At 71.1% G+C, this 24,647-nt stretch carries 25 protein-coding genes; 11 read left to right on the top strand and 14 right to left on the bottom strand.

Going from position 1 to position 24,647, the window contains the following annotated elements; all coding sequences use genetic code 11:
• Window positions 1–110: 110 nt before the first annotated feature.
• Complete coding sequence (locus NI17_RS01375; RefSeq protein WP_068687848.1) at window positions 111–734, bottom strand: TetR/AcrR family transcriptional regulator; 624 nt, start codon at window positions 732–734, stop codon at window positions 111–113.
• 67 nt (window positions 735–801) lie between these two features.
• Between NI17_RS01375 and NI17_RS01370 the strand changes: the two genes are divergently transcribed.
• Window positions 802–1,734 carry a DMT family transporter gene (locus NI17_RS01370; protein ID WP_068687847.1) on the top strand — a complete coding sequence of 311 codons (933 nt, stop codon included), beginning with the start codon at window positions 802–804 and terminating at the stop codon, window positions 1,732–1,734.
• A gap of 24 nt (window positions 1,735–1,758) precedes the next feature.
• Here the strand turns inward: NI17_RS01370 and NI17_RS01365 are convergent, their stop codons facing one another.
• Window positions 1,759–2,082 (bottom strand): hypothetical protein, encoded by a 324-nt coding sequence (locus NI17_RS01365; protein ID WP_068687846.1) that lies wholly within the window; start codon window positions 2,080–2,082, stop codon window positions 1,759–1,761.
• Between the two features lie 539 nt (window positions 2,083–2,621).
• On the opposite strand from NI17_RS01365, the gene NI17_RS01360 reads away from it, so the two are divergent.
• Window positions 2,622–3,410, top strand: coding sequence for an IclR family transcriptional regulator (locus tag NI17_RS01360; protein ID WP_170163040.1), 789 nt, complete (start codon window positions 2,622–2,624; stop codon window positions 3,408–3,410).
• A 317-nt stretch (window positions 3,411–3,727) separates the two neighbouring features.
• On the opposite strand, the gene era is transcribed toward NI17_RS01360, so the two are convergent.
• The 6 genes from era to NI17_RS01330 all read right to left on the bottom strand — a co-directional run bounded on the left by era (window position 3,728) and on the right by NI17_RS01330 (window position 8,596).
• On the bottom strand, window positions 3,728–4,696 hold the full coding sequence (era, locus tag NI17_RS01355; protein ID WP_068687845.1) for a GTPase Era: 969 nt from the start codon (window positions 4,694–4,696) through the stop codon (window positions 3,728–3,730).
• Between the two features lie 31 nt (window positions 4,697–4,727).
• Window positions 4,728–5,078 (bottom strand): cytidine deaminase, encoded by a 351-nt coding sequence (locus NI17_RS01350; protein WP_068687844.1) that lies wholly within the window; start codon window positions 5,076–5,078, stop codon window positions 4,728–4,730.
• Window positions 5,079–5,099: 21 nt separating this feature from the next.
• The gene (locus NI17_RS01345) at window positions 5,100–6,422 is read right to left on the bottom strand and encodes a hemolysin family protein (RefSeq protein ID WP_068687843.1); all 1,323 of its coding nucleotides are present in this window, start codon (window positions 6,420–6,422) and stop codon (window positions 5,100–5,102) included.
• On the bottom strand, window positions 6,419–6,883 hold the full coding sequence (gene ybeY / locus NI17_RS01340; RefSeq protein WP_068687842.1) for an rRNA maturation RNase YbeY: 465 nt from the start codon (window positions 6,881–6,883) through the stop codon (window positions 6,419–6,421). Before ybeY ends, NI17_RS01345 begins: the two co-directional genes overlap by 4 nt.
• A 68-nt stretch (window positions 6,884–6,951) precedes the next feature.
• Window positions 6,952–7,998, bottom strand: a complete 1,047-nt coding sequence (locus NI17_RS01335) for a PhoH family protein (RefSeq protein WP_068687841.1) — start codon at window positions 7,996–7,998, stop codon at window positions 6,952–6,954.
• Window positions 7,999–8,191: 193 nt separating this feature from the next.
• Complete coding sequence (locus NI17_RS01330; RefSeq protein ID WP_084012375.1) at window positions 8,192–8,596, bottom strand: histidine triad nucleotide-binding protein; 405 nt, start codon at window positions 8,594–8,596, stop codon at window positions 8,192–8,194.
• Between the two features lie 350 nt (window positions 8,597–8,946).
• On the opposite strand from NI17_RS01330, the gene NI17_RS01325 reads away from it, so the two are divergent.
• Entirely contained in the window at window positions 8,947–9,477 is a 531-nt protein-coding gene (locus NI17_RS01325; protein WP_068687839.1) for a SigE family RNA polymerase sigma factor, read from the top strand.
• Window positions 9,474–10,145 (top strand): hypothetical protein, encoded by a 672-nt coding sequence (locus NI17_RS01320; protein ID WP_068687838.1) that lies wholly within the window; start codon window positions 9,474–9,476, stop codon window positions 10,143–10,145. Before NI17_RS01325 ends, NI17_RS01320 begins: the two co-directional genes overlap by 4 nt.
• Before the next feature lie 356 nt (window positions 10,146–10,501).
• Here the strand turns inward: NI17_RS01320 and NI17_RS01315 are convergent, their stop codons facing one another.
• The 3 genes from NI17_RS01315 to hrcA are packed head-to-tail and all read right to left on the bottom strand — an operon-like array spanning window position 10,502 to window position 13,404.
• Window positions 10,502–11,248 carry a 16S rRNA (uracil(1498)-N(3))-methyltransferase gene (locus tag NI17_RS01315; RefSeq protein WP_068687837.1) on the bottom strand — a complete coding sequence of 249 codons (747 nt, stop codon included), beginning with the start codon at window positions 11,246–11,248 and terminating at the stop codon, window positions 10,502–10,504.
• Entirely contained in the window at window positions 11,245–12,390 is a 1,146-nt protein-coding gene (gene dnaJ / locus NI17_RS01310; RefSeq protein ID WP_068687836.1) for a molecular chaperone DnaJ, read from the bottom strand. Before dnaJ ends, NI17_RS01315 begins: the two co-directional genes overlap by 4 nt.
• On the bottom strand, window positions 12,391–13,404 hold the full coding sequence (gene hrcA, locus NI17_RS01305; RefSeq protein WP_068687835.1) for a heat-inducible transcriptional repressor HrcA: 1,014 nt from the start codon (window positions 13,402–13,404) through the stop codon (window positions 12,391–12,393). It lies immediately after the preceding gene.
• Between the two features lie 227 nt (window positions 13,405–13,631).
• On the opposite strand from hrcA, the gene NI17_RS01300 reads away from it, so the two are divergent.
• The 3 genes from NI17_RS01300 to NI17_RS01290 all read left to right on the top strand — a co-directional run bounded on the left by NI17_RS01300 (window position 13,632) and on the right by NI17_RS01290 (window position 15,846).
• On the top strand, window positions 13,632–14,468 hold the full coding sequence (locus NI17_RS01300; RefSeq protein ID WP_068687834.1) for a DUF3097 domain-containing protein: 837 nt from the start codon (window positions 13,632–13,634) through the stop codon (window positions 14,466–14,468).
• Window positions 14,469–14,528: 60 nt separating this feature from the next.
• Window positions 14,529–15,149: a DUF4870 domain-containing protein gene (locus tag NI17_RS01295; protein WP_234401578.1), complete on the top strand. Its 621-nt coding sequence runs from the start codon at window positions 14,529–14,531 to the stop codon at window positions 15,147–15,149.
• Window positions 15,150–15,321: 172 nt separating this feature from the next.
• Window positions 15,322–15,846, top strand: a complete 525-nt coding sequence (locus tag NI17_RS01290) for a DUF4870 domain-containing protein (RefSeq protein ID WP_068687832.1) — start codon at window positions 15,322–15,324, stop codon at window positions 15,844–15,846.
• A 59-nt stretch (window positions 15,847–15,905) separates the two neighbouring features.
• Here the strand turns inward: NI17_RS01290 and hemW are convergent, their stop codons facing one another.
• From hemW to NI17_RS01275, 3 genes are all read right to left on the bottom strand, one after another.
• Window positions 15,906–17,138 (bottom strand): radical SAM family heme chaperone HemW, encoded by a 1,233-nt coding sequence (hemW, locus tag NI17_RS01285; RefSeq protein ID WP_068687831.1) that lies wholly within the window; start codon window positions 17,136–17,138, stop codon window positions 15,906–15,908.
• A 70-nt stretch (window positions 17,139–17,208) separates the two neighbouring features.
• The gene (locus tag NI17_RS01280) at window positions 17,209–17,865 is read right to left on the bottom strand and encodes an MOSC domain-containing protein (RefSeq protein WP_068687967.1); all 657 of its coding nucleotides are present in this window, start codon (window positions 17,863–17,865) and stop codon (window positions 17,209–17,211) included.
• A 10-nt stretch (window positions 17,866–17,875) separates the two neighbouring features.
• Window positions 17,876–18,919: a LacI family DNA-binding transcriptional regulator gene (locus NI17_RS01275; RefSeq protein WP_199859900.1), complete on the bottom strand. Its 1,044-nt coding sequence runs from the start codon at window positions 18,917–18,919 to the stop codon at window positions 17,876–17,878.
• A gap of 103 nt (window positions 18,920–19,022) precedes the next feature.
• On the opposite strand from NI17_RS01275, the gene NI17_RS01270 reads away from it, so the two are divergent.
• The 4 genes from NI17_RS01270 (at window position 19,023) to NI17_RS01255 (ending at window position 24,618) form a co-directional block, all read left to right on the top strand.
• A complete protein-coding gene (locus NI17_RS01270; protein ID WP_119267852.1) occupies window positions 19,023–20,654 on the top strand; it encodes a glycoside hydrolase family 13 protein in 1,632 nt (543 codons plus the stop codon).
• A 230-nt stretch (window positions 20,655–20,884) separates the two neighbouring features.
• Window positions 20,885–22,129: a sugar ABC transporter substrate-binding protein gene (locus tag NI17_RS01265; RefSeq protein WP_068687828.1), complete on the top strand. Its 1,245-nt coding sequence runs from the start codon at window positions 20,885–20,887 to the stop codon at window positions 22,127–22,129.
• A gap of 6 nt (window positions 22,130–22,135) precedes the next feature.
• Window positions 22,136–23,743: an ABC transporter permease subunit gene (locus NI17_RS01260; RefSeq protein ID WP_068687827.1), complete on the top strand. Its 1,608-nt coding sequence runs from the start codon at window positions 22,136–22,138 to the stop codon at window positions 23,741–23,743.
• Window positions 23,743–24,618: a sugar ABC transporter permease gene (locus tag NI17_RS01255; RefSeq protein ID WP_068687826.1), complete on the top strand. Its 876-nt coding sequence runs from the start codon at window positions 23,743–23,745 to the stop codon at window positions 24,616–24,618. The genes NI17_RS01260 and NI17_RS01255 overlap by 1 nt, the downstream gene beginning before the upstream one ends.
• Window positions 24,619–24,647: the final 29 nt, after the last annotated feature.

Below are 24,647 nucleotides of genomic sequence, written 5' to 3'. Positions count from 1 at the left end.
ACGTGGCGGGGACCCCGCCGTTCGAGGCCACCCGGGCGCCTCCCGCAGCGCCGCGCACGGTTGCCACGCGGCGTTTCCGGGTCGCCGCGCCCCGCCGCCGCGGGCCGGGGTCACCTCCGCACGTCCGGCGGTCGGCCGCCCCCTCGCCCGGCGTCCTCCAGGAGGGTCCGCGCCCGATCGCGGGCGTGGGCGATCGGGTCGGGGAAGATCCGCAGGCCGTGGGCGACGAGCGACCCCTCGTGCAGCAGCATGAGTGTCCGGCCCAGCGCAGCCGCCCCGTCCGGGTCGATCTCCTCGCACAGGCCGGTGAACAGGGCGAGCATCCACTCCTTCTGGCCGGCGATGATCGCGCCCGCCGGGTGGGACGGGTCGCTGATCTCCGCGTGGGCGTTGACCATGCTGCATCCTCTGGCGCTGTTCTCCCCGGACCACTCCCGGGAGGCGTCGAAGACGGCGAGGACCCGCCGCCGCGCGTCCGGTCCGGCCAGGTCGAGGCGGCGGTCGAGGAATGCGCGCCAGCGCTCGTCGCGGTCCGCGAGGTACTCCACGACGACCTGCTCCTTGGAGCCGAACCTGTCGTAGAGGGTCTTCTTCGTGACTCCCGCCTCGGCGGCGATGAGGTCCACCCCGACGGCGTGGATGCCGCGCTCGTAGAACAGCCGCTCGGCCGCCCGGAGGACACGGCGCGCGCCCGGGGTCATCGTGATGCGGCGAGGTGCCTGCGTACTGCTCATTGCCCCACTCTATACCGATCTGTATAGTCACGAGAGAGGTATACAGATCTGTTTAGTTGGTGGTCGCATGAATCTCGCGCTCTCGGCGGCGTTCGTCCTCTGCTGGAGCGCCGGGTTCATCGGAGCCAAGCTGGGCGCGGGAAGCGCGCCTGCGGTCACCGTCCTGATGTGGCGCTTCGTACCGCTGGCCCTCGCCCTGGCCGCCCTCGCCGCGGTCCTCGACAGAGGGGCGTGGCGCAGCCTCACCGCACGGGACGCGGCCAGGCAGGCGGTGACGGGCCTGCTGTCGCAGAGCGGCTACCTGGTCGCCGTCTACCACGCCATCCATCTCGGGGTCTCCAGCGGGACCACCGCCCTCATCGACGGCATCCAACCGCTGGTCGCCGGGGCACTGGCCGGGCCCCTCCTCGGCCAGTACGTCTCGCCCCGGCAGTGGCTCGGCCTGTGCCTCGGGCTGCTCGGAACCGTCGCCGTCACCTCCGCCGACGCCCTGGCCGCCTCCGGGGTGGTCTGGTGGGCCTACCTGGTCCCGTTCCTCGGGATGCTGTCGCTGGTCGCGGCGACCTTCCTGGAGAGCCGGTCCCCGACCCGGGCGACTCCCGCGGTGTCGCTGACCATCCACTGCTCCACCAGCGCCGTCGTCTTCACCGCGCTGGCCGTGGGCACCGGAGCCGCGACGCCCCCGGCCGACGCCTCCTTCTGGGTCGCCATCGCCTGGCTCGTCGCCCTGCCCACCTTCGGCGGCTACGGACTGTACTGGGTGATCCTGCGGCGTTCGGGAGTCACCAGGGTCAACACGCTCATGTTCCTCATGGCCCCCGTCACCGCGCTGTGGGGCGCCCTCGCCTTCGGCGAGCCCTTCGGCCCGCTGACCCTCCTGGGCCTGGCCACCGGACTCGCCGCGGTCCTCGTCGTCCATCGGGACGGATCCCGGCCCCCGAAGAGGAGAACGGGGACCGGACCCCGTCCCGGACGCCCCCGCCCGGACGCGGCCGCCTGAGCACGTCCGGGCGGAGGGGGAGGGCTACACCCCCGACAGGCCCACGACGCCCAGGACCGCTCCGAGGACCAGCAGCAGGACACCGCAGTACTGCATGGGGATGAAGAAGAGCGTGTGCCGGTTCTTGTAGAGCACCGGCTGTCCGGTCGCCGGGTGGTAGCCCTGGACGGGGGCGTTGAGCCGCTGCCCGACCAGGAAGGAGGCGACACCGCCCACGACGAGTCCGATACCGGCGCCGAGCGGCGCCATCGCCTCACCCAGCAGCGCCTGAACGGAGACAGCGCCCAGCACCGCCGGGATCGCGGCCATCAGGACAACAAGGATTCCCCAGCCGCGCCAGATGATCAATGTGTTCACTCCTCATGGTTGGGGGGATCGCGTGATCGCGACGGGCATCCTACTCACCGTGTCTTCCCGGGGAGCGCAACTCTTCCGCGACCGCCCCGCCCGGCGCGCGCGACCGCGGGCGGCAGACGCTTCCCACCTGCGGATCTCCAGAACCCCGGTTTTCCCTTGTCCGAAAGCGGCCACGGATTTCACCGACGCGCGCACCGTCCCCCGGTGCCACGACGCGCTGACAGAAAAGCTCCATGTCCGAGTACTTCTGCATAACGAATATCAACTTCTACAATTCGAAACGGCGAGAAGACGGGCGGGAGATACGGGTCTCCCCTTCCGAGACGGCGACCCGCAGGACGCATCACGGCGCGGATCAGCGGGGTTTTACCCGCGCAACACGGGTGAAGCGCCCGCGAGCGCGGCTTCGTGTGCCGCAGAATGAGGAGCCCGAGAACTCATGTGGCCGTCAGCCCGGTCGGTCACGGCGATGGGAGCTGAATCCTTTGACAACGTCACAGACAGCGACCGGTGGCGCCGGACTCGACGACATGAACGGCGCCGCCGTCACCGCGGGCAAACGGGAACGCTCCGGCGGAGTGCAGTCGCTCGACCGCGCGTTCACCCTCCTGGAGATCATGGCCGAGGCGGGCGGGGAGATCTCGCTCAGCCAGCTCGCGCACTCGTCGGGGCTGCCGCTGCCCACGATCCACCGCATCATCCGCTCCCTGGTCGGCAACGGCTACGTCCGGCAACTGCCGTCGCGCCGCTACGCCCTGGGGCCGCGGCTGATCGGTCTGGGCGAGAGCGCCTCGCGCATGCTGGGCGCCTGGGCGCGTCCGCATCTGGCGCACCTGGTGGACGAACTCGGCGAGACCGCGAACCTGGCCATGCTCGACGGCGACCAGGTCGTCTACGTGGCGCAGGTGCCCTCACCCCACGCGATGCGCATGTTCACCGAGGTCGGCCGCCGGGTGCTCCCGCATTCGGCGGGCGTGGGCAAGGCGCTGCTGGCGCAGCTTCCCGAGGCCGAGGCGCTGGCCGTGGTACGCCGCACCGGGATGCCTCCGGCCACCGACCGCACCATCACCGCCCCGGAGGAGTTCGCCGCCGAACTGGCCCGCGTCCGCAAACGCGGATACGCCGTCGACGACGGGGAGCAGGAGGTCGGCGTGCGCTGCCTGGCCGTTCCGGTCCTGGGTGGCCCGGCGATGATGGCCATGTCCATCTCCGGCCCCGAGTCCCGGATGACCTGGGACTTCGTGGCCAAGGCCGCCCCCGTGGTCCGCCAGGCGGCCCACGACCTGGCCGACGACCTCAACCAGCAGTCCTCCGGCTGAGCCCGGCGGGGCAAGGACGGCCCCGCCCCAGAAGAGTTTCCAGGCGGCCTCGCCCCGAGGAGGACCACCTCAGAACTTCCTGAGGTTCCACGACCCCCTCGGGTCGAGGCCACCTGGAGACCAACGCCGGGAAGTCAGGCGGGCAGGGCATTCCACCGAAGCACCCGAGACGGCCCGCCCCGGACGCTTACCTGGAATACCGCACCCCCGCCCCGACTTTCCGGTACTGGTCTGGCACCTCCCCCGGTGTCGGGGCCGCATGGTCCCCGGGGTCGAGGTGATCCGGAAACCCGTCCCCCGACTTCCCCGCTTCGGACTCAGGTCTGCTGGTCGAAACCGAGGCGGCGCAGTTGCTTGGGGTCGCGCTGCCAGTCCTTGGCGACCTTCACCCGCAGGTCCAGATAGACGCGGCTGCCCAGCAGCGCCTCGATCTGCCTGCGCGCCCGGGTGCCGACCTCGCGCAGCCGGGAGCCCTTCGCGCCGATGACGATCGCCTTCTGGCTGGGCCGCTCCACGTAGAGGGAGGCGTGGATGTCGATGAGCTCCCGCCCCGGGCGGGCGCCCTCACGCGGTCCCATCTCCTCCACCACCACCGCGATGGAGTGCGGCAGCTCGTCGCGCACCCCCTCCAGGGACGCCTCCCGGATCAGCTCCGCCACCAGCATCTCGTCGGGCTCGTCGGTGAGGTCGCCGTCCGGGTAGAGCGGCGGCCCCTCCGGCAGGTGGCCGCAGAGCACGTCGGTCAGCTCGCCCAGTTGGAAGCCGCCGGCGGCCGAGACCGGGACGATGTCGGCCCACTCCCCGAGCTGGGACACCGCCAGCAACTGTTCGGCGACCTGCTTGCGGTCGACCGTGTCGGTCTTGGTGACGATCGCCACGACCGGGGTCTCCCGCTGCTGGGCGAGCTCCCGGGCGATGTAGGTGTCGCCGCGCCCGATCGGCTCGTTGGCGGGAACGCAGAACCCGATCACGTCGACCTCGACCAGGGTGGAGCGCACCAGGCTGTCCAGCCGCTCCCCCAGCAGCGTGCGCGGCTTGTGCAGGCCGGGGGTGTCCACGATGATGAGCTGCGCGTCGTCGCGGTGCACGATTCCGCGCACCGTGCGTCGCGTGGTCTGCGGCTGGTTGCTGGTGATCGCCACCTTCTGGCCGACGAGGGCGTTCATCAGCGTCGACTTGCCCACGTTGGGCCTGCCGACGAAGCAGGCGAAACCGCTGCGGTAGCCCTCCCGATAGGTGGGCATCGGCAGTGGCGGAAGCGGCGTGGTGCTGTCGCGGTCGTCCATGTTCTCCAGTTTCGCCGGTTCGCGCGGCTGCTCAGGCCCGTTCGACGCGGACGGGCGTGCCGTCGGGCGCGGCCAGCACGACCACCGCGGCCTTCAGGTCGCCCGCCGCCGCGCGGTCGGCGTCGGCCAGCGCGGAGGCCTCGCTCACCACCACGGCCGCCTCCAGACGTGCCGCGCCGCTGGAGACCGCGGCGGCCACGGCGGCCTGCAGGGCGCTCAGGTCCAGCGACGGCAGGGCGACGGTCGTGGCCACGTAGGTGCGGCCCGTCTCGTCGCGCACCGCCGCGCCCTCGGCCGCGCCGTTGCGGGCGCGCGAGGACCGGGCCAGGGTGATCAGCTTGACGTCCTCGGGATTGTGGACGTCGTGGATGGTGTCGCTCACGGAAAACTGCCTCTCCTGCGGTCAGGTGTGGTTCGCGTCCGCCGACTCCGCGGGCTCGGGCAGCCGCTCCACCAGGACCGTGGCGATCTTGCGGCGGCGGCGCGCGGGATCCTCCGACACCAGCCGCAGCCCCGCGTACTCGGCCCGGGAACCGGGTTGCGGGACCCGGCCGAGCGCGTAGGCGAGCAGACCGCCGACGGTGTCCACGTCGGGCGCGTCGATCTCCACGTCGAACAGCTCGGCGAGTTCCCCCACCGGCAGCCGCGCGGTGACCCGGGCACGGTTGTCGCCCAGGCGTTCGATCGGCGGGACCTCGTCATCGTACTCGTCGGTGATCTCCCCGACGATCTCCTCGACGATGTCCTCGATCGTGACGATCCCGGCGGTGCCGCCGTACTCGTCGATCACCACCGCCAGGTGAATGCGCTGCTGCTGCATCTCCCGCAGCAGTTCGTCGACGGGTTGGGAGTCGGGCACGTAGGTGGGTTCGCGCATGATGTCGCGGACCGTGCGTCCCGGGTCGGGCGCCCCGGAGCCCTCGGTGGCCCAGACGTCGTGCAGCCGCGCCACGATGTCCTTGAGGTAGACGACGCCGATGACGTCGTCGAGACTCTCACCGATCACCGGAATGCGGGAGTAGCCGCTGCTCAGCGCCTTCTCCAGGGCGTCCTCGACGGAGACGTCGCCGTCGAGGAAGACGATGTCGGTGCGGGGGATCATCACCTCGCGCACGGTGGTGTCGTCGAGTTGGAACACCGAGTGGATCATCTGCCGTTCCTCGGCGTCGATGACCTGTCCCCGTTCGGCCAGGTCCACCAGGTGGCGCAGTTCCTCCTCGGTGGAGAAGGGCCCCTCCCGGTCGGTCCCCGCACTCGGGACGAGGGCCTGCCCCGCGGACACCAGGAGCTGGGCCAGCGGTCCCAGCACCGGCGTCACCGGGTGGACGACGGTGGCGCCGGCCAGGGCCACCGGGGTGGGGAACCGCCGTGCCAGGACACGCGGCACCACCCCGATCAGCACGTAGCTGACCAGGATCATCACCCCTGCGGTGAGGACGGTCGCGAGCCGGTTCAGGCCGAGCAGGCCGAAGAAGCCGACCGCCAGCGCGAGGACGGCCAGCACCTCGCAGCAGACCCGTAGCAGCAGCGCCGTGTTGAGGTGGCGGGCGGGGTCGGCGACGATCCGATCCAGCCTGCGCACGGCCGGACCGTCGCGGTCGGATGTCTCCGCGCCCAGCCGCAGCACCCGGCCGAGCGCGGTCTCGGCGCCCACCAGGAAGGCCGCGCCGAAAGAGAACAGGACCGCCAGGCCGAAGGCGATCCCCGTGCCGGCGGTCCCGCTCACCGCGCTTCTTCCAGACTTCGGCGCCAGCCCGCCAGAAGCTCGTCCTGGATGCCGAACATCTCCTTGTGCTCCTCGGGCTCGGCGTGGTCGTAGCCCAGGAGGTGCAGGATGCCGTGGGTGCACAGCAGGTCGATCTCGTCCTGGGTGCTGTGCCCGGCCTTCTCCGCCTGGCGGGCGGCGACCTGCGGGCAGATGATCACGTCACCCAGGACTCCCGGTTCCGAGGTGCGGCCGGGCGCCCCCGGGCGTAGCTCGTCCATGGGAAAGGACAGCACGTCGGTCGGTCCCGGCTCGTTCATCCACCGCACGTGCAGGTCCGTCATCGGTTCCTCGTCCACGAGGAGCACCGACAGCTCCGCCAACGGGTGGACCCGCATGGCGTCCAGAACGTACTGCGCCAGGCGGGACAGCCGCTCCTCGTCGGCGGGGACGCCGGATTCGTTCGCGACGTCGATACTCATAGCTGTTACCAGCCCTATTCCGTGTGCCGTCTCGGGAGGGCGCGCCGCGGTGCGGTCAGCGCCGCCGGTCACCTGGCGCCGCTGTCCGATCCGTTGGAACGGACCTGCCTGCGCCCCGGAGAACCGTTGTCCTGCCTCTGCCGTTGTCTGGCCTCGTGCTTGCCGTAGGCGTCCACGATCTTTCCGACCAGCTTGTGCCGGACCACATCGTTGCTGGTGAGGCGGCAGAAGCTGATGTCGTCGATACCGTCCAGGATGGTCTCGACGACGCTCAGTCCGCTCGACTGGCCGGTGGGCAGGTCGACCTGGGTGACGTCGCCGGTGACCACGATCTTGGAGCCGAAGCCCAGCCGGGTGAGGAACATCTTCATCTGCTCCGGCGAGGTGTTCTGCGCCTCGTCCAGGATGATGAAGGCGTCGTTGAGGGTGCGGCCCCGCATGTAGGCCAGCGGCGCGACCTCGATCGTCCCCGCCGCCATCAGCTTGGGGATGGAGTCGGGGTCGAGCATGTCGTGCAGCGCGTCGTAGAGCGGCCGCAGGTAGGGGTCGATCTTCTCGTAGAGGGTGCCGGGCAGGAAGCCCAGCCGCTCCCCCGCCTCGACCGCGGGACGGGTGAGGATGATCCGATTGACCTCCTTGGCCTGGAGCGCCTTGACGGCCTTGGCCATGGCCAGGTAGGTCTTCCCGGTGCCCGCCGGACCGATCCCGAAGACGACGGTGTGCCTGTCGATCGCGTCGACGTAGCGCTTCTGGTTCAGCGTCTTGGGCCGGATGGTGCGTCCGCGGGCCGACAGGATGTTCATCGTCAGCACGTCGGCGGGGCGCTCTCCACCGGGAGCGTGGAGCATGCCCAGCACCCGTTCGATCGCGTCGGGGGTGATCTGGGTCCCGTTCTCCACGAACCGCAGAAGTTCCTCGATGAGCCGGACCACCAAGGCGTTGTCCTCGGGGCGGCCACTGATGGTGATCTCGTTGCCCCGGACGTGGATGTCGCTGTCGAAGGAGTTCTCGACCACTCGGAGCAGTTCGTCTCCGGAACCCAGCAGATGGACCATCATCTGCTCTTCGGGGACGACGACCTTGACCTGGGTGTGTGCGTACGTTGATTCGACCATGATGTGGCCTTGCGGCCGTCTCGCCCCTGCCTTTCGCGTGTCCGGAGGCCATGTCACAGCAGCACCTGCCGCCACTGTGCTTCATCTGCGATTCTACCAACCGGCGGTCGTGTCCCCCCAGGATTTTCCCCCGCCCCGGCCGGGGGCCGCGGAGGCGTCCGGCCTCCCCCGGCCGGGACGGCGCCGCTCCCGCTCACCCCGGAGGCCATTCCAGGCCGCGTCCGCCCAGCAGGTGGCCGTGCAGGTGGAAGACCGTCTGCCCGGCCGCGGGGCCGGTGTTGAAGACCAGGCGGTATCCGCTCTCCGCGACGCCCTCGGCCCGCGCGATCTCACCGGCCTCCCGGGCGATCTCGTCGAGAATGCCGACCTCGGCGGCTCCGGCGCTGACCACGTCGCGGTAGTGCTCGCGCGGGATGATCAGCACGTGCGTGGGTGCCTGCGGGTTGATGTCGCGGAAGGCGACCGTGCGCTCGCCCTCACGGACGACCTCGGCGGGCACCTCTCCGGTGACGATCTTGCAGAACAGGCAGTCGGACCGGCTGTCGGTCACCGACTCCTCCCTTCCTCGAAGAACGCGGGGTGCTCTTCCGGTCCCCATCATGCCGGAGCCCGCCGCCGCACGGTCCCCGGTCCGCCGGTCGCCGTGTCCGGGAGTCACCTCTTCCCGGAACCCCCCGTGCGGAACCCCGGCGGCCCGCCCCGCGTCCCGGAAACGCTCCGAGGCACCGCCGTGCGCACTATCCTGGTTCTTCGCGTCGTTGCCCGCATCTCCCGCCCCGTCGACCGCGGCGAGGGCCGCGACGTGCGCTGTCCGTGCGCCGAGAAGACCGAAGGGGGTCATGGACGCCTTCTCCAGCAGACATCAGACCCCAACCGAACGAGAAGAACGGCATGGCCTTTCGTAAACCCGGCGAGAAGGGGCCGCGTCCTAACCACGTGACTGAAACCATGGTGGCGGGAGCGCCCGCAGCGACGGTGTCGGTCGGGTGGGACGCCGACCAGGCGGTGACGCAGCTGTATTCGGCCCACTACCGTCCCCTGGTGCGGCTCGCCGCCCTCCTCGTCCGTGACGTCGCCACCGCCGAAGAAGTCGTGCAGGACGCGTTCGTCGCCATGCACGGCGCCTGGCGACGGTTGCGCGACCCCAACAAGGCGCTCTCCTATCTGCGCCAGTCGGTGGTCAACAAGGCCCGGTCCGTCCTGCGTCACCGGGCCGTCGTCGAGAAGCACGCCCCCAAGGCGCTTCCCGACGCCCCCAGCGCCGAGCACGGCGCCCTCGGCGAGCTGGAGCGCGCCGAAGTGGTCAACGCCCTGCGCGCGCTGCCGACGCGGCAGCGGGAGGCCATCGTTCTGCGGTACTACGGGGATCTTTCCGAAGCCCAGATCGCCGATGCCATGGGCATCAGCCGCGGCGCGGTCAAGAGCCACACGGCACGCGGCATCTCCACGCTCCGCAAGCTCCTGGAGCAGACGACATGACCGAAGAATTCGACGACTTCGAAGAGCGGCTTCGGGCGGCCCTGCGCGCCGAGGCCGACGACATCCCCGTCTCACACGACGCGCTGGAGCGCATCCGGGCCCGCACCGAACGCAAACGTCTGTTCCCCTGGTTGGGGCTGGTCTGGTTCCGTCCCGTCGTCGCCGTCGGCGCCGCCGCGCTGATCGCCGGATCGGTTCTGCTGGGCACCCCGCAGATCCGCGACCACGTGCTGCCGGAGTCGTTCGTCTCCGCCGCGGACTCCCAGAGAGCGGAGGAGAGCGCGCCGAGTCCGGTCGAGGACCCCGTCGGCGAGGACGACGGGGCCGACGCGCCGGCCGGCGGCGTCCCACCGGTCCCCGAGGCGGTTCCCCCCTCCCCGGAGCCGTCCGTCTCGGACTCCTCCCCCTCCTCGGAGGAGTCCGCGCCCGACTCCTGCGCTTCCGCCGCCCCCGAGGCGACGGACGAGGAGGCGTCCCCCTCCGAGGACGAGGACCGTTCCGCCGCGCAGCCCTGCCCGTCCGATGCCGAGTCCGAGGAGCCCACTCCCGACAGGCCGTCCTCCTCCCCCGAGGAGGAGGACGGCTCCGGCGACGCGACCGCCTCCTCGTCCCCGAGCCCGGAAGAGGAGGCTCCCTCCTCCTCGCCCCGCAGGGACGACTCCCCGTGATCTCGGCGCCGGGACTCCTGGAACCGGCGCCAGGAGACGGGGGAGGTGTTCCGGGCGGCCTCGGTACCCGGGGGCGTGGAACACCGGCCCCAGAAGAGGACGGGAAGCTCTCGAAAGGACCCGCGCCCCAGGGGGTGTGCCGACTGTGGAGCGGTCAGGGCGCCCCCGGCGCCGCGTCCGCCCGCGCCTTCCCGCGTCTTCGAGGTGAAGACACCACGAGCTCAGGCGCTGGGGCGCCGGAGGCTCCTCTTGCTGATCGTCGGGGAGGGCGCGGGTGACCCGAGGCGCTGCGCGCATCGGCCGCTCTGCCGTCGCCCCGCGGCGACCGTTCGCCGCCGGTCCTGGCTGTGGTGGCCCTACCAGCGACCGCAGCGGGTCTGCAGGACGGCCAGCGCGGCCACTCCCGCCGTGGAGGTGCGCAGCACGGTCGGACCGAGCAGTGCCCGCACCGCTCCGGCGGCCTCGAAGGCCACCAGTTCGGCGTCGGTGAAACCGCCCTCGGGGCCGACGACGAGCACGACGTGCCCGCCGGGAGCCGACACCGCCTCGGGAAGTCCGAGCGCGGACAGCCGCACCGCGCCCTCCTCGTGCAGCACGATCCCGAGTGAGGCCGAGGCGAGCAGTTCGGCGACTCCCGCCTCCCGCACCGGTTCGGCGATCTCGGGAACACGGCTGCGCCGGGCCTGCTTGGCCGCCGCTCGGGCCGCCGCCCGCCACTTGGCCAGCGACCTGGCCACTCGGTCGCCCCGCCACCGGGTGACGCAGCGTTCCGCCTGCCAGGGCACAACGGTGTCGACTCCCGCCTCCGTCATGACCTCCACGGCCAGCTCCCCGCGGTCGCCCTTGGGCAGCGCCTGCACGACGGTGATGCGGGGGACGGGTTCCGCCTCACGGACGCGTTCGCGGACCGCGCAGGTCACCGTGTCCTTGCCGACGGCGGTGACCACGCAGCGCGCCCGTGTCCCGACGCCGTCGACAAGGTCGACGGTCTCACCCGCGGTGATCCTGCGCACGGTGGCGGCGTGCCGTCCCTCGGCCCCCGCCACCAGCACGGAGTCGGTATCCAGGTCCTCGGGCCCGACCAGGAAGACCGGAGGCGTCACCGCGCGCCGAACGCGTCGCGCAGCCGGGAGAAGAGGTTGCCGTGGCCGGGGCTGAACTTGCCCGGCGGACGGTCCTCACCACGCAGCTCCGCGAGCTTGCGCAGCAGCGCCTCCTGTTCCTCGTCCAACCGGCTGGGTGTTTCGACGGTGACGTGGATCAGCAGGTCGCCGCGGCCCGTGGCGTTGAGGTGGTGGCAGCCCTTCGACTCCAGGGTGATGACCTGCCCGGAGTTGGTGCCGGGGCGCAGGTCGATCTCCTCGGGGCCGTCGAGGGTGTCGATGGTCAGCGACGCGCCCAGGGCCGCCGCCGTCATCGGCACCGTGACCGTGCAGTGCAGGTCGTCGCCGCGCCGCTCGAAGATCGGGTGCGGGCGCTGGACGATCTCCAGGTAGATGTCGCCGCGCGGTCCGCCGTTCGGACCGACCTCGCCCTCGCCCGCCAGTTGGATCTGGGTGCCGTCCTCGACTCCCGCGGGAATCTGGACCTTGCGGGTGACGCGCTCGCGCACCCGGCCCTCACCGGCGCAGTCGGGGCAGGGGTTGCGGATGACGGTGCCCTGTCCCGAGCACTGCGGACACGGCCGGGTGGTCATGACCTGGCCGAGGAAGGAGCGGGTGACCTGGGAGACCTCGCCCCGGCCGCCGCACATGTCGCAGGTCTCGCGGTGGCTTCCGTGCGCCGTTCCCTCGCCCTGGCAGGTGTCGCACACCACCGCCGTGGGGAAGGTGATGTCCTTGGTGACCCCGAACGCGGTCTCGGCGAGGTCGAGTTCGACCCGCACCTTGATACTGCGTCCCCGGCGCATGCGTTCGCGCGCCGTCCTGGGCCCTCCGGTGCCTCCCCCGAAGAACGCGTTCATGAGGTCGTCGAACGGGAAGCCCGCCCCGCCGAAGCCGCCCGCTCCGCCGCCGGCGGCGCCGCCGCGCGCGAAGGGGTCGACGCCCATGTCGAACATGCGGCGCTTCTCCGGGTTGGAGAGCACCTCGTAGGCCTGGGCGACCTCCTTGAACCGCTCCTGGGTCTCCGGATCGGGGTTGACGTCCGGGTGGAGCTCACGCGCGAGACGGCGATATGCCTTCTTGATCTCGTCCTGGGTCGCGTCCCGGCGAACGCCGAGGATCTCGTAATAGTCTCTGGCCACTTACTGCCCCGCCAAGATCTGACCGACGTACCTTGCCACTGCGCGTACCGCTCCCATCGTTCCTGGGTAGTCCATCCGGGTCGGGCCGACGACCCCGAGCTTGGCCAGCGTCTGGTCGCCGATCCCGTATCCCGCCGCGACGATCGACGTGGTGTGCAGGCCCTCGTGGGCGTTCTCCGCGCCGATGCGCACCGTCAGCATCGAAGCGTCGCCTATCTCACCGAGCAAACGGATGAGCACGACGTTTTCTTCCAGGGCCTCGAGAACGTCCCGGAGGTCGGCCGAGAAACCCATCGCGGCGAGGTTCGCGGTACCACCGAAGACGATCTTCTCCTCGTGCTTCTCGACGAGACTCTCCATCAGGACCGACAGCACCGACTCCGCCATCGGACGGTCGTCCGCCGGAAGCTGGACCGTGACCCCCGAGAGCGCCTCGGGCGCGTCGGTGAGCCACTTGCCGACGAGAGCGCGGTTGAGCACCCCGCGCAGATTGTCGACCACGTCGTCGGAGACCTCCGCGAGACCGTCGATGACGCGCTGCTCGACCCGGCCCGTGTTGGTGATCAGCACCATCATGACACGCTGGGTTCCCAGCGGCACGAGTTCGATGTGCTGCACGCACGATCGTGTCAGCGACGGATACTGCATGATCGCCACCTGCCGGGTCAGCTGCGACAGCAGTCGCACCGTGCGGGAGACGATCTCGTCGAGGTCGACCGCGCCGGACAGGAACGTCTCGATGGCCCGCCGCTCGGCCCTGGACAGGGGTTTGACCGTGGAGAGCCGGTCCACGAAGAGCCGGTACCCCTTGTCGGTGGGCACCCGGCCCGCACTGGTGTGCGGCTGGGCGATGTAGCCCTGCTCCTCGAGTGCCACCATGTCGTTGCGGATGGTCGCCGGAGAGACCCCGAGCCTGTGCCGTTCGACCAGCGCCTTGGAGCCCACGGGCTCGTTCGTGGACACGTAGTCTTCGACGATGGCACGCAGCACCGCGAGTTTACGGTCGTCGAGCACGCGCTCACCTCCTGGCACTCCGTGGTCCTAAGTGCTAATTCTACGCGGGGACACCAAGCGGCGTTATGTCCGTTCGAGCACGGTATCAACCGAAGTCTGCCCCGAAGCGGACCCGTCCTCACTCCCCGGAACGGAACCCTTCTCACCATGTCACCTCCTCCGCCCCACCCGCGACCGGCGTCCCACGATCCCCGGAGGCGACCGCCCCGGCCGCTACAATCCGCCGCATGCGCCCTCATTCCAGGCGGTACGGAGACGACGTCCTCTCCGGCGACCGGTGGCGCCGGGAGCGCCGGAGCGTTCCGACCGTCACCGCCGAACGCGGACTGGTCGTCGAGACCGCGGACGAGGACTTCTGCGGCGCGGTGGTCGCCTGGGACCGCACCACCCTCACCCTGGAGGACCGCCACGGTCGGCGGCGGGTGTTCGAGATGACCCCCGCGGCCTTTCTGGTCGACGGTCGACCGGTGACCGTGGTGCGTCCCGCGACCGCGCCCGACGCCCCGCCGCGCAGCGCCTCGGGCTCGGTCATGGTGACCGGCCACCGGGCGCGGACCGCCAGGGAGAGCCGGATCTTCGTCGAGGGCGTGCAGGACGCCGAACTCGTGGAGCGGGTCTGGGGACACGACCTGCGGGTGGAAGGCGTGGTCGTGGAGTGCCTGGAGGGGGTGGACCGCCTCGTGGAGGTCGTCGCGGAGTTCGCCCCCTCCCCCCGGCGGCGGCTCGGCGTGCTCGTGGACCACCTCGTTCCCGGCTCCAAGGAGAGCCGGATCGCCGAACAGGTCCGCTCCCCGGACGTCCTGGTCCTGGGACACCCCTACGTCGACATCTGGCAGGCGGTGCGTCCGTCGGCCGTCGGCATCCCCGCCTGGCCCCCGGTGCCGCGCGGGACCCCCTGGAAGGAGGGGGTGCTGGCCGCGCTCGGCTGGCGGGCCGACCCCCAGGAGGCGTGGCGGCGGATCCTGGGCTCGGTGCGCTCCTACGCCGACCTGGAACCCGGACTGCTGGGACGTGTCGAAGAACTGATCGACTTCGTGACCGCACCGTACTCTTCCGGAGGCTAGGCTGCGCGGTGTGGACCGTGCGTTCCGGGTCCGTGACCATCGGCACAGTCAAGGGAGAACATGAGCCAGACGCCGCCCACCCCTCCTCCCCAGGACCCGCCTCCCGGATGGCAGCCGCCCCGGGAGCACACCCCCTCCGGGGGACAGTCGGGTCTCGGGCCGTCCGGACCGCAGCCCGCCGCCTCTCCGCCGCATTTCGCGCCCCCGGGTCCCGCCCGGCCCGCCACGGGACCGCACCCCGCCCACCCCCAACCCCCCGCGGGCGCGCCCGCACCCCCGGGCTACGCGCAACCGGGATTCGGCCCGGGGCCCGCGGCGGGGCCGCCGGTCGCCGACGGGAGTTCCTGGGCGATGGTCGCGCACCTGGTGGGAATGGTCTTCGCGTGCGCGGGATGGCTGCCCGCGCTGGTCGTCTACCTGGCGGTGAAAGGCCGTTCACCCTTCGTGCGACACCACGCGGCCGAGGCGCTGAACCTCCAACTGACCCTGTTCGTCCCGTACGTCATCGGTGTCGGGGTCTTCGTTGGGTTCGGGGTGTTCGTCCCGGACCTCTCCTGGACCGGATCGGTGCTGATCGTCGCCGTGTGGCTGTTCTCCCTCGTCTTCGGGGCACTGGCCGCGACCGCGGCGGCCAGGGACGCCTGGTACCGCTACCCGATCGCCGTCCATCTGGTCAAATGACGGGAACCTCCCCTACGGTGAGTCCGTCGGAATCATCGGACGGTCCACGCCGACCTGAGACAACGGACAGTCAACGCCGACCCTCCGGGGTCGGGAGGAGACCGCCTCCGCACCCCGACGCCGCGGTGGCTCGGCCCCGCGTCTCCCACACCGACTGAACACGAGGACGATCATGAGCAACCCCTACCAGCCCAACGGCCCCGAGGACCACGGTCAGGGAGGCTACGGTCCCGACCCCTCCGCGACGGGCGGTCAGCAGCCCGGCTACGGTGCTCCCCCGCCCCCTCCCGGCTACCCGCAGCAGCCGGGCTACGGGCAGCAGCCGGGCTACCCGCAGCAGCCGGGTCACGGGCAGCAGCCCGGCTACGGCGGCAGCGACGACAACATGTTCTCGATGCTGACGCACCTTCTCGGCATCATCACCGGGTTCCTCGGCCCGCTCATCATGTACCTGGTCAAGAAGGACACCTCCTCCCCCTACCTCAGGCACCACCTGCTGGAGGCGCTGAACTTCCAGATCATGATCGCCATCGCCCAGGTGGCCGCCTGGATCCTGTCGGTCATCACCTTCGGCCTGCTGTTCTTCGTGCCGATGGTCGTCTGGATCTTCAGCCTGGTCTTCTGCATCCTCGCCGGCATGGCCGCCAACAGGGGCGAGTGGTACCGCTACCCGGTCAGCACCCGGCTGGTCAAGTAACCCCGCACAGCCGACGGGCCCGGACGAGCACTCGACCGGGCCCGTTCCCGTTGTCCGGGTCAGGTGAGGTCGAGCACCAGGGCGTCGGCGAGCAGCCTGCCCCGGAGGGTGAGCACCGCGCGTCCCCGGGCGTGCGCGTCTGCGTCCAGCAGTCCGTCCGCGGCGGCGCGGGCGGCCGCGGCGCGCCCGGAGTCGTCGAGCAGGTCCAGCGGGCAGCCCTCGGCGATCCGCAGCTCCAGCAGGACGCGTTCGAAGCGGCGGTCCTCGGCGCCGAGGATCTCGCGGGCCTGCGCCGGGGTGCGGCCCGCGGCCAGGCGGGCGGCGTAGGCGGCGGGGTGCCTGACGTTCCACCAGCGGGTGCCGCCGACGTGGCTGTGCGCGCCGGGGCCGATCCCCCACCAGTCGCCGCCGGTCCAGTACAGCAGGTTGTGCGCGCTGCGCGCGGAGGCGTCGGCCGCCCAGTTGGAGACCTCGTACCAGTGCAGTCCCGCGGCGGACAGCATCTCGTCGGCCATCAGGTAGCGGTCGGCCATGACGTCGTCGTCGGGCCGTGCGAGTTCGCCGCGACGCACCCGCGCGGCGAGCCGGGTGCCCTCCTCGACGATGAGCGAGTAGGCGGAGACGTGGTCGGGACCGGCCGCGACCGCGGCGCTGAGGGACTCCTTCCAGTCGGCGTCGCTCTCGCCGGGAGTCCCGTAGATGAGGTCGAGGTTGACGTGCGCGAACCCGGCCTCCCGGGCCCAGGCCACGCACTGTTCGGGCCGTCCCGGGGTGTGCGTGCGCTCCAGGACCGCCAGCACGTGCGGGCGGGCGCTCTGCATGCCGAAGGACACCCGGGTGAATCCGGCGTCGCGCAGCCGCAGCAGGGAGCCGCGGTCCACGGTCTCGGGATTGGCCTCGGTGGTGACCTCGGCGTCCGGCGCGAGGCCGAACCGGTCGTCGATCGCCGCGAGGATCCGCCCCAGGTGCTCGGGGGACAGCAGGGTGGGGGTGCCTCCGCCGACGAAGACGGTGCGCACCGGGACGTCGCGGTCGCCCAGCACCCGTCGGGCCAGGTCCACCTCGGCGACGGCCTGGTCGGCGTAGGTCAGCGTGGACGCGACCGCCGAGCCGTCCCGGGAGCGCAGTTCCGCCGCGGTGTAGGTGTTGAAGTCGCAGTAGCCGCAGCGGGTGGCGCAGAACGGCACGTGTACGTAGATCCCGAACGGCCGTGTGCCGACCCCTGTCAACGCGGAGTCGGGCAGTGCGCCGTCGTCGGGGACGGGGACGCCGTCGAGTGGGACTGAGGGCATGTCTTCAGTCTCGGTGATGTCCGATGGTGCTCGGCCCGCCGCGCCCGCCGGACGTGGCGTCGCCGTCCCGTCACTTCGACGCGTCCCCGAGCTGCACTTCGGTGGCGGCCAGCCGTTCGCGCCACTCGGCGGCGCTTCCGGGGAGTTCGACGACGCGGCGCAGCAGGGCGACGTCGCGTTCGCGGCGTGCCCGGAAGGCGCTGGCGAGGTCGATGCCGTGGTCGGGGCGGTGCTCCACGACCACCCGGTCCCCGGCGGCCAGGTCGCCCTCCTCGACCACCCGCAGGTAGGCGCCGGTGCGCGCCTCCTCCGTGAAGCGCCTGACCCAGCCGCGCTCCCCCAGCCAGTTCTGGAAGGTGCCGCACGGGACGCGCGGCAGCGTCACCTCCAGCAGCGCGGTGCCGACCCGCCACCGCTCCCCGATCAGCGCGCGGCTGACCTCGACTCCGCGTGTGGTGAGGTTCTCACCGAACATCCCGTCGCGCAGCGGTCGGCCCAGTCGCTCCTGCCACAGGTCGAGCTCCTCCCGGGCGTAGGCGTAGACGGCCTGGTCGCGACCGCCGTGGTTGGCCGTGTCCGCCTGGCCGTCCCCGTCCAGGCCCAGGGGGTGGACGCGGCGGCGGCCGGTGACGGGGCGCTTGTCGATGGCGGTGCGTCTGAGTCTGCCCGCCCACTCGGCGGGCACGGGCAGGCCGACGTTGACCGACAGGACGGTTCCGGTGTGCATGGGCAGCACGCTACCCTCCGCCCGGGCTGACCCTTTCGTCGAGGGCTGCCCGGTGTACGCCGGTGGAGCCGCGGACGACGAGCTCGGGGTCGAACACGTACTCGGTGCGCGCCGGGGAGTGCCCGGCGATCTCGTCGCACAGCGCCCGGACCGCGGCCAGCGCCATCGCCTGGACCGGCTGGCGCACGGTGGTCAGCGGCGGGTCGGTGAACGCGATGAGCTGGGAGTCGTCGTAGCCGACCACCGACAGCCCTCCCGGCACCGACAGCCCCCGCTGGCGGGCCGCGCGGACCGCGCCCAGCGCCATGAGGTCGGAGCCGCACACGATGGCGGTGACGCCGCGGTCCAGCAGCCGACTGGCCGCCGCGTGGCCGCCCTCGACCCCGAACAGGGAGAGTTCCACGAGGTCGTCGCGGTACTCCAGGCCGTTCTCGACGAGCGCGGCCCGGAAGCCCGCCATCTTGCGTTGCACGGGGACGTAGCGGTACGGGCCGCTGGCGAACCCGATGCTGGTGTGGCCCAGGGCCGCCAGGTGGTTGACCGCGAGTCGGGCCGCGGCCCGGTCGTCGGGGGAGACGAACGAGGCGGGAAGCCCTTCGACGTAGCCGTTGACCAGCACGATGGGCAGGCGCCGGGCCAGCAGCGCGCGGTAGCGGTCGTGGTCGGCGGTGGTGTCGGCGTGGAGGCCGGACACGAAGATGATGCCCGAGACGTTGCGCTCCAGCAGCATCTCCACGTACTCGTCCTCGGCGATCCCGCCGGGGGTCTGGGTGCACAGCACCGGCGTGTAGCCGTGTTGGGCCAGCACTCCCTCGGCCGCCTGGGCGAACATCGGGAATATCGGGTTCTCCAGTTCGGGGACGACCATCCCGACCAGTCCCGCCGAGCGCTGTCGCAGGCGGGCCGGACGCTCGTAGCCGAGCACGTCGAGCGCGGTCAGCACGGCCTTGCGCGTGGCCGGGCCGACCCCCGGCTTGTCGTTGAGCACCCGGGAAACCGTCGCCTCGCTCACGCCCGCCTGGCGGGCGATGTCGGCCAATCGTGGTGGACCCATGCCAGCACTCTAATCGAAAAACCCCTTCCACGGCTGCAAGAAGTCGGTAACCTTGCGCAAGTAATTGCAGCCGTCTTTCCTGTCCGTGTTACGGAGACGCACCATGCAGCAGACCCCTGACGCCCACATCACGGCGCCGACCGCGCACACCCGCTGGTGGCGTGACGCGGTCATCTACCAGGTCTACGTCCGCAGCTTCGCCGACTCCAACGGCGACGGCGAGGGTGACCTGAACGGCATCCGCGAGCGCCTGCCCGCGCTGGCCTCCCTCGGCGTGGACGCCGTCTGGCTCACCCCCTTCTACGTCTCACCGCTGGCCGACGGCGGCTACGACGTGGCCGACTACCGCGACGTCGACCCCCGGTTCGGCACCCTCGCCGACTTCGACGCCCTGCTGGCCACGGCCCACGACCTGGGTATCCGGGTCATCATCGACATCGTCCCCAACCACACCTCCTCGGCGCACGCCTGGTTCCGCGAGGCGCTGGCGGCCGGGCCGGGCAGCCCCGAACGCGACCGGTACGTCTTCCGCCCGGGGCGGGGAGAGGACGGCGAACTGCCGCCGAACAACTGGCAGTCGATCTTCGGCGGTCCCGCATGGACCCGCGTCAAGGCGTCCGACGGCCAGGCGGAGGAGTGGTACCTGCACCTGTTCGACGTCGAACAGCCCGACCTGAACTGGGAGAACCCCGAGGTGCAGACGGAGTTCGCCGACATCCTGCGGTTCTGGCTGGACCGGGGCGTGGACGGTTTCCGCATCGACGTGGCGCACGGGATGGTCAAGGACCCCGCGCTGCCCGACCTCGCCGAGGGGCAGAAGGCCGACCTGCTGGACGGCCACACCCGGCTGCCCTACTTCGACCAGGACGGCGTGCACGAGATCTACCGGGAGTGGCGGGCCATCGTCGACAGCTACCCGGGCGAGCGCGCACTGGTGGCCGAGGCGTGGGTGGAGGACGCCGAGCGGGTGGCCCGCTACCTGCGCCCCGACGAGCTGCACCAGGCGTTCAACTTCGAGTACCTCACCGCCGAGTGGGACGCCGCCGGGCTGCGCTCGGTCGTGGACCGCTCCCTGGCCGCCAACGGCGCGGTCGGCGCACCCACCACCTGGGTACTGTCCAACCACGACGTGACCAGGCACGTCACCCGGTTCGGCGGCGGTGAGAAGGGGCTGGCCCGCGCCCGGGCCGCGACCCTGCTGATGCTGGCCCTGCCCGGGTCGGTCTATCTCTACCAGGGTGAGGAACTGGGGCTGCCCGAGGTCACCGACCTGCCCGAGGACGCGTTGCAGGACCCCACCTGGGAGCGTTCGGGGCACACCGAGCGGGGCCGCGACGGCTGCCGGGTGCCGCTGCCCTGGGAGGGCACGGAGCCGCCGTTCGGCTTCGGCTGCACCGCCGAGCGCAGTTGGCTTCCGGTGCCCGAGCGGTGGCGTTCGCTCACCCGGGAGGCCCAGGAGCGCGACCCCGACTCCACCCTGGCGCTCTACACCGCGGCCCTGCGACTGCGCCGGGAGCTGGAGGCACTGGGCGACGGTTCGCTGACCTGGGGGGAGTCCCCCCAGGACGTGCTGGTGCTGTTCCGCGAGCCGGGTTTCGGATGCGCGGTGAACCTCGGCTCAGCACCGGTCGAGCTGCCCCTGGACGGTGAGGTCCTGCTGTCCAGCGGCCCCGTGGAGCGGGCGGGGCAGCACCTGGTGCTGCCCGCCGACACCGCGGTGTGGCTGCGCCGCTGACCGGACGAGTGGCGCCCGGAGGCGCCGCGCCGGTGGGGGTCTGGACGCACGGGGGCGTCCAGACCCCCCCTTTTTGTCACCCGGACCTTTCGATTGGGTTACCTGTCTTCCAGCAAGAAACAGAAAAGTCTTCCAAGTTTTGCAAAAAGTTGCTAACGTCTCTCGCCACCGCACTCGAAAGCCGCGGAGGCGTAGGGGGGCGCCGTCGCGGCATGCTCGAAGGAGAAGGAATGAAGTTCCGTAGCATCAGCGTGCTGTCGGGCGTGGCGGCCGTCGCGCTGCTCGCGACCGCGTGCGGCGGAGGCGACGACACCGCGGCCTCGGAGGAGGACTCCGGGGGCACCATGGTCATCTGGGCCGACCCCGAACGCACAGAGGTGCTGATCCCCTACGCCGAGAAGTTCGGGGAGACCCACGGCGTCACCGTGGAGGTCGAGTCCGTCCCCAACGAGGACCTCCAGGAGAACTTCGTCACCGCGCACCAGGCGGGCTCTCCCCCCGACCTGGTCGTCGGCGCCCACGACTGGACCGGCAACCTGGTCCGCAACGGAGCGGTCGACCCCGTCCAGCTCCCCCAGGACAAGGCCGACGGCTTCGAGCAGGTCGCCCTCGACGCGCTGACCTTCGACGGCCAGCTCTACGGCGTGCCCTACGCCATGGAGAACCTGGTGCTGTTCCGCAACACCGACCTGGCCCCCGACGCCCCGGAGAGCATCGAGGAACTCGTCGAGAAGGGCAGGGAACTCAAGGACGCGGGCGAGGTCGAGGAGATCCTGAGCCTCCAGGTGGGCGCGGAGGGCGACGCCTACCACATCTACCCGCTGTACACCTCCGCGGGCGGCTACCTGTTCGGCCGGGACGACGAGGGCAACCTGGACCCCTCCGACCTGGGGGTGGGCACCGAGTCCTCCGTTGAGGCGTTCGAGAGGATCGCCGAACTCGGCGAGGAGGGCGAGGGCGCCCTCAAACGCTCCATCGACAGCCAGAACGCCGGGCCGCTGTTCAACGAGGGCCAGAGCGCCTTCTACGTCTCCGGCCCCTGGGCGATCTCCGACATGAAGACCGCGGGCATCCCCTACGAGATCAGCCCCGTCCCCGGCTTCGCCGACGGCGAGGAGGCCCGCCCCTTCATCGGCGTCCAGGCGTTCTTCGTCGCCTCCAGCGGCGCCAACAAGGTGTTCGCCCAGGAGTTCGTGACCAACTACGTGGCCGAACCGGAACTGGCCGTGGCACTGTACGAGGCCGACCCGCGTCCCCCGGCGCTGACCGCCGCCCTGGAGACCGTCGCCGAATCCGACCCCGACCTGGCCAGGATCGTCGAGGCGGGCGCGGGCGGCGACCCCCTGCCCGCGATTCCCGAGATGGCCGCCATCTGGGGACCGTTCGGACAGGCCGAGGCCGCCGTCGTCGCCGGTGACGACGTCGCCACCGCCGTCGAGGCCGCGGGCAAGACCATCGCCGAGCAGATCGGCTGATCCGCCTTGACCCGCAACACCGTCGTGGACGCCTCCGAGGGGGCGTCCACTTCCCCGTCTCGCGTCCGCGGTGAGCCCACCGCGTCGCTGCTCGGCCTGACCGTCAAGACCGGCGCGCTGGGCCTGGCCTCGGCCCTGGCGGTCTGGGCGGCCGTCCCGCTGGTCGACGCGGCCAACTGGATCGGAGTGGGCGTCGTCGCCGCGGTGACCGCCCTGATCTTCTACGCGTACCTGTCCCCCCGGCGCGTACCCCTGAAGTACCTGCTGCCCGGCACGCTGCTGCTCGTCGCCTTCCAGATCCTGCCGGTGCTGTACACCGTCAGCACCTCGGTGACGAACTTCGGCGACGGGCACCGCGGCGACAAGGAACAGGCCGTCGCCGCGATCGAGGCCTACTCCGTGGTGCGCACCCCCGACTCCCCCAACTACACGCTCACGGTGGCCGCCGACGGCGACCCGAGCAGCGGCGACCTGGTGTTCCTGCTGACCGCCGCCGACGGAACGACGTACGCGGGCGGCGCCGAAGGGCTCACCGAACTCACCCCCGACGACGTCACCACCGACCCCTCCGGCAGGATCACCGCCGCCGAGGACTACACGGTCCTCACCCCAGCCCAGATCAACGAGCGCAGCGGCGAGATCGCGGAGTTCGCGGTGCCCACCGGCGACGGCACGGGCATCCGCTCAAGCGGCCTGTCCACGGCCTACGAGGGGCGGGCCACCCGCACCTACCAGGAGGACTGCGACTGCGTCGTGGACTCCGCCACCGGCGTGGAGTACGTCGCCGACCCCGACAACGGCGTCTTCGTCTCCGCAGACGGGCAGCGGCTCCTCCAGGGCTGGCAGGTCAACGTCGGCTTCGACAACTTCCTGCGGTTCGTGACCAACCCGGACGTCGCCTCGTCCTTCCTGTCCATCCTCACCTGGAACATCGGCTTCGCCGCGGGCACCACCCTCCTGGTCTTCGTCGTGGGCCTGGGCCTGGCCCTGCTCATGCACACCAACCGGCCGCTGCGCGGTCGGACCCTGTACCGCGTCCTGCTGGTCCTGCCCTACGCGATGCCCTCGTTCGCGATGCTGCTGCTGTGGCGTGACATGTTCAACACCGACTTCGGACTGATCAACCGGGTCCTGGGGCTGGACGTGAACTGGCTGGGCAACACCTGGACCGCGCGCGGCTCGATCCTGCTGGTCAACACCTGGCTCGGCTTCCCGTACATGTTCCTGGTGGCCACCGGAGCACTCCAGGCCATCCCCCGGGAGCTGGGCCAGGCCGCCCGCATCGACGGTGCGAGCGCCTGGCAGGCGCTCCGCCACGTCACCCTGCCGCTGCTGATGGTCTCGATGATGCCCATCCTGGTCTCGACCTTCGCGTTCAACTTCAACAACTTCAACGCGGTCTGGCTGACCACCGCGGGCGGCCCGTTCAGTCCCGACAACCCGCTGGCCGGATCCACCGACCTGCTCATCACCTACACCTTCCGGCTGGCCTTCGGCGGCCAGGGCGCCCAGTACGGATTCGCCTCGGCGGTGTCGGTCCTCATCTTCCTGATCGTGGCGCTGCTGTCGCTGCTGAGCCTCAGACAGAGCCGTTCCCTGGAGGAGATGCGCTGATGACCGCGACGACACCCTCCCGCCGACGGGCCGGACGGTGGCTGAGGGAGAACTCCTGGCGGCACCTGCTGCTGTGGCTGGCCCTGGCGTTCTCGCTGTTTCCGATCCTGTTCGTGGTCTCGGCCGCGCTCAACCCGCTGGGAACGCTCAGCTCCAGCCACCTCCTGCCCAGCGGCGCCAGCCTGGCCAACGCCCGGGAACTGTTCGCCACCACCCCGTTCGGCTCCTGGTACGCCAACTCCATGGCGCTCGCCCTGAGCAACGCCGCGGTGACGGTGTTCCTGTCCGCGCTGGCGGCCTACGCCTTCAGCCGGTTCCGGTTCGCCGGGCGCCGCCCGGGCCTGCTCGGCATCCTGCTGATCCAGATGTTCCCGCAGTTCCTGGCGATCGTGGCCATCTACCTGATGTTCAACACGATCACCGACTACTGGCCCGCCGTCGGGTTCGACACCCGGTGGGGACTGCTGCTGGTCTACCTGGGCGGCGCGCTGAGCGTGAACACCTGGCTGATGAAGGGCTTCTTCGACACCGTCCCCGCGGAACTGGACGAGTCCGCCAAGGTCGACGGCGCCAGCCACGCCCAGACGTTCTTCCGCATCATGCTGCCGCTGGTGACGCCGGTGCTGGCGATCGTGGGACTGCTGGTGTTCATCGCCACCGTCAACGAGTTCCTGATCGCCAGCGTGTTCCTGCGCGACCCCGAGGCCAAGACGGTCGCGCTGGGCCTGTACGGCCTGGTCGCCGACGAACGCAACGCCAACTTCGGACTCTTCGCGGTGGGCACCCTGCTCATCGCGCTGCCGACCATGGCGGTGTTCTGGTTCCTGCAGCGCTACATCGTGGAGGGGCTGACCTCCGGCGCGGTCAAGGGCTGAAGCCGCGGTCCGGTGCGGCGGCCCCTCCC

This window comes from Thermobifida halotolerans (assembly GCF_003574835.2).
GTDB classification, from domain to species: Bacteria; Actinomycetota; Actinomycetes; order Streptosporangiales; family Streptosporangiaceae; genus Thermobifida; species Thermobifida halotolerans.
This window is presented reverse-complemented; position numbering and strand designations above follow the sequence as displayed.